Source organism: Janthinobacterium lyxosi, from assembly GCF_051380665.1.
Classification (GTDB): domain Bacteria; phylum Pseudomonadota; class Gammaproteobacteria; order Burkholderiales; family Burkholderiaceae_D; genus Janthinobacterium.
In genome coordinates, this window is the sequence record NZ_JBNYXM010000015.1 from 61,517 (window position 1) to 73,823 (window position 12,307).

Annotated in this window: 15 protein-coding genes; all 15 read left to right on the top strand. The window is 61.9% G+C overall.

Features of this window, described 5'->3' with window-relative positions:
- Window positions 1-7: 7 nt before the first annotated feature.
- The 15 genes from ACQ4WP_RS17310 to hisB all read left to right on the top strand — a co-directional run bounded on the left by ACQ4WP_RS17310 (window position 8) and on the right by hisB (window position 12,273).
- Complete coding sequence (locus ACQ4WP_RS17310; protein WP_353659523.1) at window positions 8-817, top strand: ABC transporter ATP-binding protein; 810 nt, start codon at window positions 8-10, stop codon at window positions 815-817.
- A complete protein-coding gene (mlaE, locus tag ACQ4WP_RS17315; protein ID WP_436522728.1) occupies window positions 814-1,599 on the top strand; it encodes a lipid asymmetry maintenance ABC transporter permease subunit MlaE in 786 nt (261 codons plus the stop codon). The genes ACQ4WP_RS17310 and mlaE overlap by 4 nt, the downstream gene beginning before the upstream one ends.
- A gap of 79 nt (window positions 1,600-1,678) precedes the next feature.
- A complete protein-coding gene (gene mlaD / locus ACQ4WP_RS17320; RefSeq protein WP_070346035.1) occupies window positions 1,679-2,149 on the top strand; it encodes an outer membrane lipid asymmetry maintenance protein MlaD in 471 nt (156 codons plus the stop codon).
- On the top strand, window positions 2,146-3,027 hold the full coding sequence (locus tag ACQ4WP_RS17325; RefSeq protein ID WP_436522731.1) for an MlaA family lipoprotein: 882 nt from the start codon (window positions 2,146-2,148) through the stop codon (window positions 3,025-3,027). The genes mlaD and ACQ4WP_RS17325 overlap by 4 nt, the downstream gene beginning before the upstream one ends.
- Window positions 3,028-3,099: 72 nt before the next feature.
- Entirely contained in the window at window positions 3,100-3,735 is a 636-nt protein-coding gene (locus ACQ4WP_RS17330) for an MlaC/ttg2D family ABC transporter substrate-binding protein (RefSeq protein ID WP_436522733.1), read from the top strand.
- Between the two features lie 52 nt (window positions 3,736-3,787).
- Entirely contained in the window at window positions 3,788-4,135 is a 348-nt protein-coding gene (locus ACQ4WP_RS17335; protein ID WP_436522735.1) for an STAS domain-containing protein, read from the top strand.
- A gap of 203 nt (window positions 4,136-4,338) precedes the next feature.
- The gene (locus tag ACQ4WP_RS17340) at window positions 4,339-5,256 is read left to right on the top strand and encodes an ABC transporter ATP-binding protein (protein ID WP_436522737.1); all 918 of its coding nucleotides are present in this window, start codon (window positions 4,339-4,341) and stop codon (window positions 5,254-5,256) included.
- Entirely contained in the window at window positions 5,253-6,014 is a 762-nt protein-coding gene (locus ACQ4WP_RS17345) for an ABC transporter permease (protein ID WP_070290316.1), read from the top strand. Before ACQ4WP_RS17340 ends, ACQ4WP_RS17345 begins: the two co-directional genes overlap by 4 nt.
- Before the next feature lie 73 nt (window positions 6,015-6,087).
- The gene (locus ACQ4WP_RS17350) at window positions 6,088-6,324 is read left to right on the top strand and encodes a BolA family protein (protein ID WP_010402134.1); all 237 of its coding nucleotides are present in this window, start codon (window positions 6,088-6,090) and stop codon (window positions 6,322-6,324) included.
- 4 nt (window positions 6,325-6,328) lie between these two features.
- Window positions 6,329-7,579 (top strand): UDP-N-acetylglucosamine 1-carboxyvinyltransferase, encoded by a 1,251-nt coding sequence (gene murA / locus ACQ4WP_RS17355; RefSeq protein WP_436522739.1) that lies wholly within the window; start codon window positions 6,329-6,331, stop codon window positions 7,577-7,579.
- 14 nt (window positions 7,580-7,593) lie between these two features.
- Window positions 7,594-8,268 (top strand): ATP phosphoribosyltransferase, encoded by a 675-nt coding sequence (gene hisG, locus ACQ4WP_RS17360; protein ID WP_436522741.1) that lies wholly within the window; start codon window positions 7,594-7,596, stop codon window positions 8,266-8,268.
- A gap of 24 nt (window positions 8,269-8,292) precedes the next feature.
- On the top strand, window positions 8,293-9,618 hold the full coding sequence (hisD, locus tag ACQ4WP_RS17365) for a histidinol dehydrogenase (protein ID WP_436522742.1): 1,326 nt from the start codon (window positions 8,293-8,295) through the stop codon (window positions 9,616-9,618).
- Entirely contained in the window at window positions 9,615-10,535 is a 921-nt protein-coding gene (locus tag ACQ4WP_RS17370) for a DNA-methyltransferase (RefSeq protein WP_436522744.1), read from the top strand. The genes hisD and ACQ4WP_RS17370 overlap by 4 nt, the downstream gene beginning before the upstream one ends.
- A 33-nt stretch (window positions 10,536-10,568) precedes the next feature.
- Window positions 10,569-11,663 (top strand): histidinol-phosphate transaminase, encoded by a 1,095-nt coding sequence (gene hisC, locus ACQ4WP_RS17375; RefSeq protein WP_436522746.1) that lies wholly within the window; start codon window positions 10,569-10,571, stop codon window positions 11,661-11,663.
- Window positions 11,664-11,682: 19 nt separating this feature from the next.
- On the top strand, window positions 11,683-12,273 hold the full coding sequence (gene hisB, locus ACQ4WP_RS17380) for an imidazoleglycerol-phosphate dehydratase HisB (protein ID WP_010402123.1): 591 nt from the start codon (window positions 11,683-11,685) through the stop codon (window positions 12,271-12,273).
- Window positions 12,274-12,307: the final 34 nt, after the last annotated feature.

The window sequence follows — 12,307 nt, forward strand, 5'->3', positions numbered from 1 at the left end:
CTTCGTCGTGCCAAATCTTGTTGAGATCCGTGATTTACACTTTGCCTATGGAGAACGTTCGATTTTATCGGGCCTTCAAATGGATTTCCCACGTGGAAAAGTTGTGGCCGTCATGGGTGGCTCCGGCAGTGGCAAGACGACCGTATTGCGCCTGATCGGCGGGCAGCTGCGTCCCAGTTCCGGCTCCGTGAATGTCGACGGCCAGATCGTGCATACGCTGGCGACCGACGAGTTATATCAAATGCGCCGCAAGATGGGCATGCTGTTCCAGCACGGTGCCCTGTTTACGGACTTGACGGCGTTCGAAAACGTGGCCTTCCCCCTGCGCGAACACACGGACCTGAATGAAGAGCTGATCCGCACCCTGGTGCTGATGAAGCTGCACGCCGTGGGACTGCGCAACGCGGCGCAATTGAAGCCGGCCGAGATTTCGGGCGGCATGGGCCGGCGCGTCGCGCTGGCGCGCGCCATCGCGCTCGACCCCGAACTGATCATGTACGACGAGCCATTCGCCGGCCTGGACCCGATTTCCATGGGCGTGACGGCGAATTTGATCCGCAATCTGAACGATGCGCTGGGTTCCACATCTATCCTGGTATCGCACGACGTGAAGGAGTGTTTCGCCATCGCTGATTATGTCTATTTTCTGTCATCGGGCAAGATTGTGGCGCACGGCACGCCGGCCGAGATGGCCGTGTCGACGCATCCGTACGTCAAGCAGTTCGTCAATGCCGAGGCCGATGGCCCCGTGCCGTTCCATTATCCGGGCAAGTCGCTGGCCGACGACCTGGGTCTGAACACGGGAGCGGGCCGATGATCGCGCGGTTCCTGGCGGCGATCGGAGCATGGTTGCGGCTGTCAGTACAAGACCTCGGCTTTGCCGTGCGTTCGTTTTTTATCATCATCGCCTCGTCGGGCGGCCTGTGGCGCCGTCCGGGCTTGGTAATCGAGCAACTGTTTTATCTCGGCAGCCGTTCGGTGGTGATCATCGCCGTCTCCGGCCTGTTTGTCGGCATGGTGCTGGGTTTGCAAGGCTATTACACACTGAGTACCTTTGGCGCGACGCAGTCGCTGGGGCAGTTGGTGGCGCTGTCCTTGATGCGTGAATTGGGTCCGGTCGTCACGGCGCTGCTGTTCGCGGGCCGCGCCGGCACCTCGCTGACGGCGGAAATCGGCCTGATGAAGGCGGGCGAGCAATTGTCGGCCATGGAAATGATGGCCGTCAACCCGATCCAGCGCGTGCTGGCGCCCCGTTTCTGGGCTGGCGTGATCGCCATGCCTATCCTGGGCGGCATCTTCACGGCCGTCGGCGTCATCGGCAGTTACCTGGTGGGCGTGGTGCTGATCGGCGTCGATGAAGGCTCGTTCTGGTCGCAGATGCAGGGCGGTGTGGATGTCTGGAAAGATATCGCCAATGGTACTTATGTCAAAAGCATGGTCTTCGGCATTGCGGTGACGTTCATCGCGCTGTTCCAGGGTTACCAGGCACAGCCGACGCCGGAAGACGTCTCCGGCGCCACCACGCGCACGGTGGTGATTTCGTCGTTGATGGTGTGGTGGCTCGATTTCATGATGACGGCGTTGATGTTTAGCAAGTAATTGCCGATCAGCGACAAACAGCGGGCCTGGGCAGGATGTTGCGCAGGCGGCAGCAAGTAAAAATTATTTAGGATTGTTTATGCAACGTAAATCTTTGGATGTCTGGGTCGGCTTGTTCGTCTTGCTGGGTGTGGCGGCATTGATGTTTTTGGCGCTCAAGGCCGGCAATATGAGCTCGCTGTCTTTCAGCAAGACGTATACCATTAGTGCAAAGTTCGACAATATTGGCGGCCTCAAGCCGCAGGCGCCCGTCAAGGGTGCTGGCGTGGTGGTGGGGCGCGTGGCGGAGATTCGCTTTGACGACAAGACTTACCAGGCGCTGGTGAAACTCGACATCGAAGATGGCTATAAATTTCCGAAAGACAGTTCGGCCAAGATTTTGACGGCCGGTTTGCTGGGTGAGCAATATATCGGCCTGGAAGCAGGCGGCGATTTGGCTAACCTGGCAGAGGGCGACAAGATCGCCCGTACTCAATCGGCCACAGTGCTGGAAGACCTGATCAATCAGTTCATCTACAGCAAGGCAGCGGAAGGAAAGGACAGCAAATGAGCGAGTCGACCAAGAAATCCCAAGGCAGTCTGGTACGTATCAGCCTGGCCCTGGCCATCGCCGCCAGCGTGAGCGCCTGCGCCACCGGCACCAATCCGCGCGACCCGCTGGAAGGGTACAACCGCGCCATGTTCAAATTCAACGACACTGTCGACCAGGTGGCGCTGAAACCCGTCGCCACGGCCTACAAGACGGTCACGCCGTCGTTCGTGCAAACGGGCGTGGGCAACTTCTTCGGCAACTTGTCCGATGTCTGGAGCGCCGTGAACAACTTGCTGCAAGGCAAGGGTGAAGCGGGCTTGCAAGACGTCGTGCGCGTCAGCATGAACTCGACTTTCGGACTCCTCGGCCTGATCGACATCGCTTCGCAGGCGGGCATTCCCAAGCATAACGAAGACTTTGGCCAGACCCTGGGCTGGTATGGCGTCCAGCCTGGTCCGTACGTGATGCTGCCGCTGCTGGGCCCGTCGACCGTGCGCGACACGGTGGCCCTGCCGCTCGATATCACGGGCGACCCATGGCGCTACAAGGACCCTGTCTCGGTGCGCAATATCGGCACGGTGACGCGCGTGGTCGACAAGCGCGCCGCGCTGCTCGACGCGACGAACCTGATGGAAGCGGCCGCGCTGGACCGCTATGAATTCATTCGCGACGGCTTCCTGCAGGCGCGCGAAAGCAAGGTTTTCGATGGCGATACGGATCGCCGCGACCGCAAAGTGCCAAAAAACCACACCAGCGATTATGAGCCGGAGTATGAGGCAAAACCGCCAGCGGACAGTGTAGCGCCTGCGGCCGCGGCCGCCGCCGTGCTGGCGCCCGCGGACCTCGTAACATCTGGTAGCAATACCGTTGCCTCCGAGGCCAGGCCCCAGGAGTAAACTCCGGTATAGAAACACCACGGCTGCGATCAACGCCAGCCGGTGCATAGCAACACCATGAAAGGTAGAACCATGAAATTGATGAAACAACTGCTGGCGATGGCGACCATCGCCTTTGCCACCGCCGCCCAGGCCGCCCCCGCTACGGAAGCGCCGGACGTATTGGTCAAGCGCATCAGCCAGGACGTGATCGACACGGCCAAGAACGACAAGGCCATCCAGGCTGGCGATATCAAGCGCGTCACCGAATTGGTGGAAAGCAAGGTCTTGCCGTACGTGGATTTCCAGCGCATGACGGCCCTGGCCGCCGGCCGCTTCTGGCGCGACGCTACGCCGGAGCAGCAAAAGCAGCTGTCCGCGGAATTTCGCACCTTGCTGATCTACACGTATTCGGGCGCCCTGTCGCAGATCAAGAACGAAACCGTGGAATTCAAGCCGATGCGCGCCGATCCTGGCGATACGGAAGTGGAAGTGCGCTCGCAGGTCAACGTGGCGCGCGGCGAACCCGTGCCCCTGAACTACCGCGTGGCGAAAACCCCATCCGGTTGGAAGATCTATGACATCAACGTGCTGGGCGCGTGGCTGGTGGAAACGTATAAAAGCAGCTTCGCCAGCGAGATCAGCAAGGGCGGCATCGATGGCCTGATCAAGACCTTGCAGGCAAAAAACAAGGCCCTGGCCAGCCGTCCCGCTGTCAAAGCTAAATAATCGGCTATCATATAGCTCCTGAACCAGCTCCAGACCAGCGCAGCCCGACGCCATGCCCGACTCTCTCGACACTTTGCAGTCCCTGACTTCCCTGACCGTGCACAATGCCACTGTGGCATTGGAGCAGGGTCTGGACGCCATCCGCTCGGGTCAGACCAAGTTCGACTTGCGCAACGTCAAGGCCGTCGATTCGGCCGCCGTTTCCGTCATGCTGACGTGGCAGCGCGCCGCGCAGGATGCCGGCGGCGTGCTGGAGCTGAAAAACCTGCCGAACAACCTGAAAAACCTCACCAAGCTGTATGGCGTCTGCTCGCTCGTCTCGAGCACTTTGAGCGCCGACGACTGCGGCAGCGCCGGCGGCCACGCCGAACGCAGCCCGCCCGACCTGCATCATCATTGATCCTGTCCCATTCCCCGCATCAGCAGTAGCTTTCAAGCCGGCAGGCCAGCAGCGCCGCCGGATTGATCTCCAAGTGTTCCACGAATTTTCCAACTATAATTGACTGTTGCGCCATCCTCGTCTGACGGGGGCGCCCTGCACCGGCCTGGATGTCCCCGGCAACTGGCGCATCACACCAGACGCATTACACTTGAAACAAGCACATGACCGCAATTCAAATCACGAATGTAGAAAAGAGCTATAAATCGCTCAAGGCGCTGGGCGGCGTCTCGCTGGCCATCGAGGAAGGCGAGTTTTTCGGCCTGCTCGGCCCCAATGGCGCCGGCAAGACCACCCTCATTTCCATCATCGCCGGCCTGATACGCCCCGACGCGGGCACCGTCAAGATCCACGGCCACGATGTGGTCAAGGACTTCCGCAACGCGCGCCGCAACCTGGGCGTGGTGCCGCAGGAGCTGGTGTTCGACCCGTTTTTCACCGTGCGCGAAACCCTGCGCCTGCAGTCCGGCTATTTCGGCCTGCCGAACAACGACAAGTGGATCGACGAGGTCATGGAAAACCTCGACCTGACCGGCAAGGCCGACACGAATATGCGCGCCCTGTCCGGCGGCATGAAGCGCCGCGTGCTCGTCGCCCAGGCGCTGGTGCACAAGCCGCCCGTCATCGTGCTCGATGAGCCGACCGCCGGCGTCGACGTGGAACTGCGCCAGACCCTGTGGAAGTTCATCTCGCGCCTGAACCGCGAAGGCGGCCACACGGTCGTGCTGACCACCCACTACCTGGAAGAGGCGCAAGCCATGTGCCAGCGCGTGGCCATGCTGAAAACCGGCAAGGTGGTGGCGCTCGATACCATGTCGGCCCTGATCCGCCGCATCGCCGGCTCGCAGCTGCAGGTGCACCTCAAACACGGCAGCCTGCCGGCCGACCTGCAGCACCTGGTGCTGCACCCGGAAGAACAGCAGGCGCCGAACAAGTTCAGCCTGCGCGTCAACGAATACAGCGAAGTCGAGAAAATCCTCGCCCGCCTGCGTGTAGCGGGCGTCGAGATCGACGAAATGCAATTGCAACAAGCCGACCTGGAAGACATCTTCTTGCAGATCATGGATAAAGGTACCGTATGATTTCGACAGGATTTCGCACCCTCGTCTACAAAGAGACGCTGCGCTTCTGGAAAGTGGCGACGCAAACCGTGGCCGCGCCCGTGCTCACGTCGATGCTGTACCTGCTGGTGTTCGGCCATGTGCTCGACGGCCGCGTGGAGCCGAGCCCCGGCGTCAGCTACACGGCCTTTTTGATTCCCGGCCTGGTGATGATGAGCGTGCTGCAAAACGCCTTTGCCAATTCCTCGTCCTCGCTGATCCAGTCCAAGATCACGGGCAACCTGGTGTTCGTGCTGCTGACGCCTTTGTCGCACTGGGAAATCTTCTCGGCGTATGTACTCGCTTCCGTCGCGCGCGGCCTGGCCGTGGGCTTTGGCGTGTTTGCCATCACTTGCTGGTTCGCCGACCTGTCGTTCGTCGCGCCCCTGTGGATCGTCATCTTTGCCTTCCTGGGCGCCGCCATGCTGGGCACCATGGGTCTGATCGCCGGCATCTGGGCCGAAAAATTCGACCAGCTGGCCGCCTTCCAGAACTTCCTGATCATGCCGGCCACCTTTTTGTCGGGCGTGTTCTATTCGATCCATTCGCTGCCGCCGTTCTGGCAGACGGTGTCGCACCTGAACCCCTTCTTCTACATGATCGACGGCTTCCGCTACGGCTTCTTCGGCGTGTCCGACGTCAGCCCCTGGCTCAGTCTTTCCATCGTCGCCGGCTTCCTCGTGATCCTGGCGCTGGCATCGATCCGCCTGCTGAAAAGCGGCTATCGTTTGCGTCACTAGTTGCGACACTAATTGCGGCGCCATTGATTGCGGCACATCACATCACTACATTATTCAATATCAAGGACTTATCGTGACCACCACTCCAGAACTGATCCACGGCTACCTGTCGGCCGGCCTCGAATGCACGCACCTCGAAGTGGAGGGCGACGGCCAGCACTTCCAGGCCGTGATCGTTTCGCCCGCGTTTGCCGGCAAACGTTTGATCGCCCGCCACCAGATCGTCTATGCGGCGCTGGGCGACCGCATGCGCGAGGAAATCCACGCGCTGTCGATGAAAACCCTGACACCTGAAGAATTCCAAGGATAAGCACATGGACAAGCTCCTCATCAACGGCGGCAACCGCCTGAACGGCGACATCGCCATCTCCGGCGCGAAAAACGCCGCCCTGCCCATCCTGTGCGCCGGCCTGCTGACCGCGGGCGACCTGGACCTGACGAACGTGCCGCACCTGCACGACGTCGCCACCATGTTGAAACTGCTGGGCCAGACTGGCCTGAAAGTGCAGCAGGACGGCGACCGCGTGGTCTTGAATGGCAGCGCCATCGACACCCTGGAAGCGCCGTATGAACTGGTGAAAACCATGCGCGCCTCGATCCTGGTGCTGGGCCCCATGCTGGCGCGCTTCGGCGAAGCCAAGGTCTCGCTGCCGGGCGGCTGCGCCATCGGTTCGCGCCCCGTCGACCAGCACATCAAGGGCCTGGAAGCGCTGGGTGCCGAGATCCGCATCGAAGCGGGCTACATCTACGCCAAGTGCGCCAAGCTGAAAGGCGCGCGCATCGTCACCGACATGATCACCGTCACCGGCACCGAAAACTTGCTGATGGCCGCGACCCTGGCCGAAGGCGAAACCATCCTGGAAAACGCCGCCTGCGAACCGGAAGTAACCGACCTGGCCCACCTGCTGGTGGCCATGGGCGCGAAGATCGACGGCATCGGCACCAGCCGCCTGGTGATCCAGGGCGTTGACGCCTTGCATGGCGCCTCCCACGCGGTGATACCCGACCGTATCGAAACGGGCACCTTCCTGTGCGCCGTGGCGGCCACCGGCGGCGATATCACCCTGCGCAACGTGCGCACCGACATTCTCGACGCGGCCCTCGACAAGCTGCGCGCCATGGGCCTGACGATGACCTTCGGTGCCGACTGGATCCGCGCCGAGATGTCGGCCCGTCCGAACCCCGTCAGCTTCCGCACCACGGAATATCCGGGCTTCCCGACCGACATGCAGGCGCAATTCATGGCCGTCAACACGATCGCCAATGGCGCCAGCCGCGTCACCGAGACGATTTTTGAAAACCGCTACATGCACGTGCAGGAAATGAATCGCCTGGGCGCCGATATCACCATCGAGGGCAACACGGCCATCATCGCCGGCGTCAAGCAGCTGCGCGGCGCGCCAGTGATGGCGACCGACCTGCGCGCCTCGGCGTCGCTGGTGATCGCCGCCCTGGCGGCCGACGGCGAAACGCTGATCGACCGCATCTATCACCTCGACCGCGGTTACGACCGCATGGAAGTGAAATTGTCGGCAGTCGGCGCGAACATCGTGCGCATCAAGTAAAAACAAGAAAAGGAATGAGCATGAACGGATCGAACAACGGTGACAGCTCCCAGCTGATCCTGGCGCTCTCGAAAGGCCGCATTTTTGAGGACACCATGCCGCTGCTGGAAGCGGCCGGCATCAAGGTACTGGAAAACCCGGAGACCTCGCGCAAGCTGATTTTGGCCACCAACGATCCGAACGTGCGCGTCATCATCGTGCGCGCCAGCGACGTGCCGACCTACGTGCAGTACGGCGCGGCCGATTTCGGCGTGGCGGGCAAGGATGTCTTGCTCGAACACGGCGGCGAAGGCCTGTATCAGCCAATCGACCTGAATATCGCCGCCTGCCGCATGTCGGTGGCGGTGCAGGCCGGCTTTGACTACGAAAAGGCCGTGCAGCAGGGCGCGCGCCTGCGCGTGGCCACCAAGTTCGTGCACACGGCGCGCGAGCATTTCGCCGCCAAGGGCGTGCACGTCGACCTGATCAAGCTGTATGGCTCGATGGAGCTGGCGCCCCTGGTCGGCCTGTCCGACGCCATCGTCGACCTGGTCAGCACGGGCAGCACTTTGCGCGCGAACAACCTCGTCGAAGTCGAGCACATCATGGAAATCTCGTCGCGCCTGGTGGTCAACCAGGCTGCGCTCAAGCTCAAGCGCGAGCGCTTGCAGCCGATTATCGAGGCGTTTGAACGCGCTTCGCAAGCCTAGACACTCAGTAGCAGAAAGCCGATTATGCCGATACAGATACGCAAGCTCGATTCAAGCCAGGATGGTTTCCAACAATCGCTCGACACGCTGCTGGCGTTCGAGGCGGGCACCGATGCAGCGATTGAAACGTCGGTTGCGAAAATCCTGGCCGATGTGAAAACGCGCGGCGACGCCGCGGTACTGGAATACACCAACCGTTTCGATCGCATCCCGCATGGCGGCGCGGCGGAAATGGCGGCCTTTGATATTTCGCAAGCCGAACTGCAGGCGGCCCTGAACGGCTTGCCGTCGGCGCAGCGCGAAGCGCTGCAGATCGCCGCGCAGCGCATCCGCGTCTTCCACGAACGCCAGCGCGAGGAATTGCGCGGTTTTACTTACACCGAGCCCGATGGCACGGTGCTGGGCCAGAAGATCACGCCGCTGGACCGGGTCGGCATCTATGTCCCGGGCGGCAAGGCAGCTTATCCGTCGTCCGTGCTGATGAACGCCATTCCCGCGCATGTGGCGGGCGTGGGCGAAATCATCATGGTGGTGCCGACGCCCGATGGCGTGAAAAACCAGATGGTGTTGGCCGCCGCGGCGATCGCCGGCGTGACGCGCGTGATCACCATCGGCGGCGCGCAAGCGGTCGGCGCGCTGGCCTACGGCACGCAGACGATTGCCGCCGTCGATAAAATCGTCGGCCCCGGCAACGCCTATGTAGCCGCCGCCAAGCGCCGCGTGTTCGGCATCGTCGGCATCGACATGATCGCGGGACCGTCCGAAATCCTGGTGTTGTGTGACGGCACGACGGACCCGGACTGGGTTGCGATGGACCTGTTTTCGCAGGCCGAGCACGACGAGCTGGCGCAAGCGATTCTGCTGTGCCCCGACGCCGGCTACATCGCGCAAGTCGAAGCGAGCATCGCCAAGCTGTTGCCGACGATGCCGCGCCAGGCCACCATCAGCACCTCGCTGCAGGACAGGGGCGCGCTGATCAAGGTGCGCAGCATGCAAGAAGCGTGTGAAATCGCCAATTCCATCGCCGCGGAACACCTGGAAATCTCGGCGGAAAACCCGCAGCAGTGGGTCGAGCAGATCCGCCACGCGGGCGCCATGTTCCTGGGCCGCTACTCGTCCGAATCGCTGGGCGACTATTGCTGCGGTCCCAATCACGTGCTGCCAACCTCGCGCACGGCGCGCTTTTCGTCGCCGCTGGGCGTGTACGACTTCCAGAAGCGCTCGTCCATCATTCACGTCAGTGAAGCGGGCGCGCAAACCCTGGGCCGTGTCGCCGCCACCCTGGCGTACGGCGAAGGCTTGCAAGCCCACGCGCGCAGCGCCGAACTGCGTTTGAAGCCGCAGCCATGACGAATATGGCGGAGCGGCCGGACTGGGTCAACCGGGTTTATTGCGAGGACGCGCTGGCGGGGCTGGCGCGCATTCCCGATGGCTCGGTGGACCTGATCCTGACGGATCCGCCGTACAACCTGGGCAAGGATTACGGCAATGCCTCGGACCAGCAGTCCGTGGCCGACTACCTGCGCTGGACGGAAGCGTGGATCGATGCGGCGCTGCCCAAGCTGAAAGCCAACGGCAGCCTGTATATCTTTCTCACCTGGCGCTATTCGCCGGAGATCTTCGTCATGCTGAAACAGCGCATGGCGATGATGAATGAAATCATCTGGGACCGCCGCGTGCCGTCCATGGGCGGCAGTGTGCGCAGCTTTTCATCGGTGCACGACACCATCGGCTTCTTCGTCAAGCGCAAGGATTACTACTTCGACCTTGACGCGGTGCGCATCGCCTACGACGCGGCCACCAAGAAAGCCCGTTCGCGCTCGATCTTCATCGGCGCCAAATGGCTGGAAGTGGGCTACAACCCGAAAGACTTGTGGAGCGTGTCGCGCCTGCACAAGGAACACCCGGAACGGGCCGACCACCCGACGCAAAAGCCGCTCGAAATCATCGAGCGCATGCTCAAGGCCTCTTGCCCGCCCGGCGGCGTGGTGCTCGACCTGTTCATGGGCAGCGGCACCACGGCGCTGGCGGCGAAGCGTTGCGGCCGCGATTTCGTCGGTTTCGAACTGAATCCCGACTACTGCGCCATCATCGAACAGCGCCTGGCGGCACTGGCGCAGGAACTGGCCGAACCGGCCGCTCCCGCATCGAAGGCCGCCAAGGCGGCCGTGAAGAAGCCGGCAACGGCGAAAAAGCCGCCCGCCGTGAAAAAAACGCCGGCCCGCAAGGCGCGCAGCGCCGCCGTGCCGGAAGACGTCGTCATTTAGTCTCCATTTAATTCCATCAGGAGTGTTTGCAGCATGTCTTTCCTCGATCAGTTAATCAGCAACACCGTGCGCTCCGATGTGCGGGCCGTCAAAAGCTACCAGGTAGCCGATGCCAGCGGTTACATCAAACTCGATGCGATGGAGAACCCGTATCCGCTGCCGCAGCAGCTGCGCGAGGAACTGGGCGCGCGCCTGGCCGGCGTGGCGCTGAACCGCTATCCGCCGTCCTACGCCAGCTTGCAGGCTGCCATCTGCGCCAAGCTCGGCGTGCCAGACGGTTACGACGTCATGCTGGGCAACGGCTCCGATGAACTCATTTCCATCCTGGCCATGGCTTGCGCCCACCAGGAGCCGGGCAAGCGCGCCGTGCTGCTGGCGCCCGTGCCCGCCTTCGTCATGTATGCGCGCTCGGCGCAGTTTGCCGGCATGGATTTCGTCGGCGTGCCGTTGAAGCCGGACTTCAGCCTGGATATGCCGGCCATGCTGGCGGCCATTGAACAGCACCGCCCGGCGCTGGTGTTCCTCGCGTATCCGAACAACCCGACGGGCAACCTGTTTGCCAGCGCCGACATCGAGCGCATCCTGGCCGCCTTGGGCGACACCGGCATCGCCGTCGTCGACGAAGCGTACGAGCCGTTCGCGAAGCACAGCTTCATGGGCCGCCTGCCTGAATTCGAAAACCTGGTGGTCATGCGCACCGTGTCGAAACTGGGCCTGGCCGGCATACGCCTCGGCTATATGTCGGCCGCGCCGGCCCTGCTGGCGCAATTTGAAAAAGTGCGTCCGCCGTACAATGTGAATGTGCTGACGCAGGCGGCGGCCGAATTCGCGCTCGAGCACCTCGACGTGTTGAATGCCCAGGCGGACCTGCTCAACAGCGCGCGCGACGACCTGGCGCTGCGCCTGGCGGCGCTGCCCGGCGTGACGGTGTTTCCCTCGAAGGCAAATTTTCTTCTGATTCGTGTGGCTGATGCCGACGATGTTTGCGCAAAACTGCTTGCCCGCAGGGTTTTAATTAAAAATATGAGTAAAATGCATGCTGCGCTGGTCAATTGCCTGCGCATCAGCGTCAGCACCCCGGAAGAGAATTCCCTTTTTTACGATGCCTTCAAGGCATCCCTCGTTTAGCCTATCGCCAGAGCCTCCCATGAACCGCACCGCAGAAATCACGCGCAACACCAATGAGACGCAAGTTCGCGTCGCCCTCAACCTGGACGGCACCGGCCAGCAAAAGCTGAACACCGGCGTGCCCTTCCTCGACCATATGCTGGACCAGATCGCCCGCCATGGCTTGATCGACCTGGATATCGAAGCGACGGGCGACGTGCATATCGACAACCACCATACGGTGGAAGACGTGGGCATCACCCTGGGCATGGCCGTGGCCAAGGCCATCGGCGACAAGAAGGGCATCCGCCGCTACGGCCATGCGTATGTGCCGCTGGACGAGGCGCTGTCGCGCGTGGTGCTCGATTTCTCGGGCCGCCCGGGCATCGAATACCACATCCCGTTTACGCGCGCCATGATCGCCGGCTTCGACGTCGATCTGACGCTGGAATTTTTCCGCGGCTTCGTCAACCATGCGGGCGTGACATTGCATATCGACAACTTGCGCGGCACGAACGCCCACCATCAGTGCGAAACCGTGTTCAAGGCCTTTGGCCGCGCGCTGCGCATGGCTGCCGAGCTCGACGAGCGCGCGGCCGGCATCATTCCATCGACCAAGGGCAGCCTGTAAGCGCCCGCGAACCACTGTAGATTCCGAGATCAAA

What these genes read in the sequence shown, in the direction of transcription:
- ACQ4WP_RS17335 (WP_436522735.1), top strand. Translation starts at nt 3,788, where the DNA reads ATGCCCGACTCTCTCGACACTTTGCAGTCCCTGACTTCCCTGACCGTG.
- hisC (WP_436522746.1), top strand. Translation starts at nt 10,569, where the DNA reads ATGTCTTTCCTCGATCAGTTAATCAGCAACACCGTGCGCTCCGATGTG.
- hisD (WP_436522742.1), top strand. Translation starts at nt 8,293, where the DNA reads ATGCCGATACAGATACGCAAGCTCGATTCAAGCCAGGATGGTTTCCAA.
- ACQ4WP_RS17330 (WP_436522733.1), top strand. Translation starts at nt 3,100, where the DNA reads ATGAAATTGATGAAACAACTGCTGGCGATGGCGACCATCGCCTTTGCC.
- ACQ4WP_RS17325 (WP_436522731.1), top strand. Translation starts at nt 2,146, where the DNA reads ATGAGCGAGTCGACCAAGAAATCCCAAGGCAGTCTGGTACGTATCAGC.
- mlaD (WP_070346035.1), top strand. Translation starts at nt 1,679, where the DNA reads ATGCAACGTAAATCTTTGGATGTCTGGGTCGGCTTGTTCGTCTTGCTG.
- hisB (WP_010402123.1), top strand. Translation starts at nt 11,683, where the DNA reads ATGAACCGCACCGCAGAAATCACGCGCAACACCAATGAGACGCAAGTT.
- mlaE (WP_436522728.1), top strand. Translation starts at nt 814, where the DNA reads ATGATCGCGCGGTTCCTGGCGGCGATCGGAGCATGGTTGCGGCTGTCA.
- ACQ4WP_RS17340 (WP_436522737.1), top strand. Translation starts at nt 4,339, where the DNA reads ATGACCGCAATTCAAATCACGAATGTAGAAAAGAGCTATAAATCGCTC.
- hisG (WP_436522741.1), top strand. Translation starts at nt 7,594, where the DNA reads ATGAGCATGAACGGATCGAACAACGGTGACAGCTCCCAGCTGATCCTG.
- ACQ4WP_RS17345 (WP_070290316.1), top strand. Translation starts at nt 5,253, where the DNA reads ATGATTTCGACAGGATTTCGCACCCTCGTCTACAAAGAGACGCTGCGC.
- murA (WP_436522739.1), top strand. Translation starts at nt 6,329, where the DNA reads ATGGACAAGCTCCTCATCAACGGCGGCAACCGCCTGAACGGCGACATC.
- ACQ4WP_RS17370 (WP_436522744.1), top strand. Translation starts at nt 9,615, where the DNA reads ATGACGAATATGGCGGAGCGGCCGGACTGGGTCAACCGGGTTTATTGC.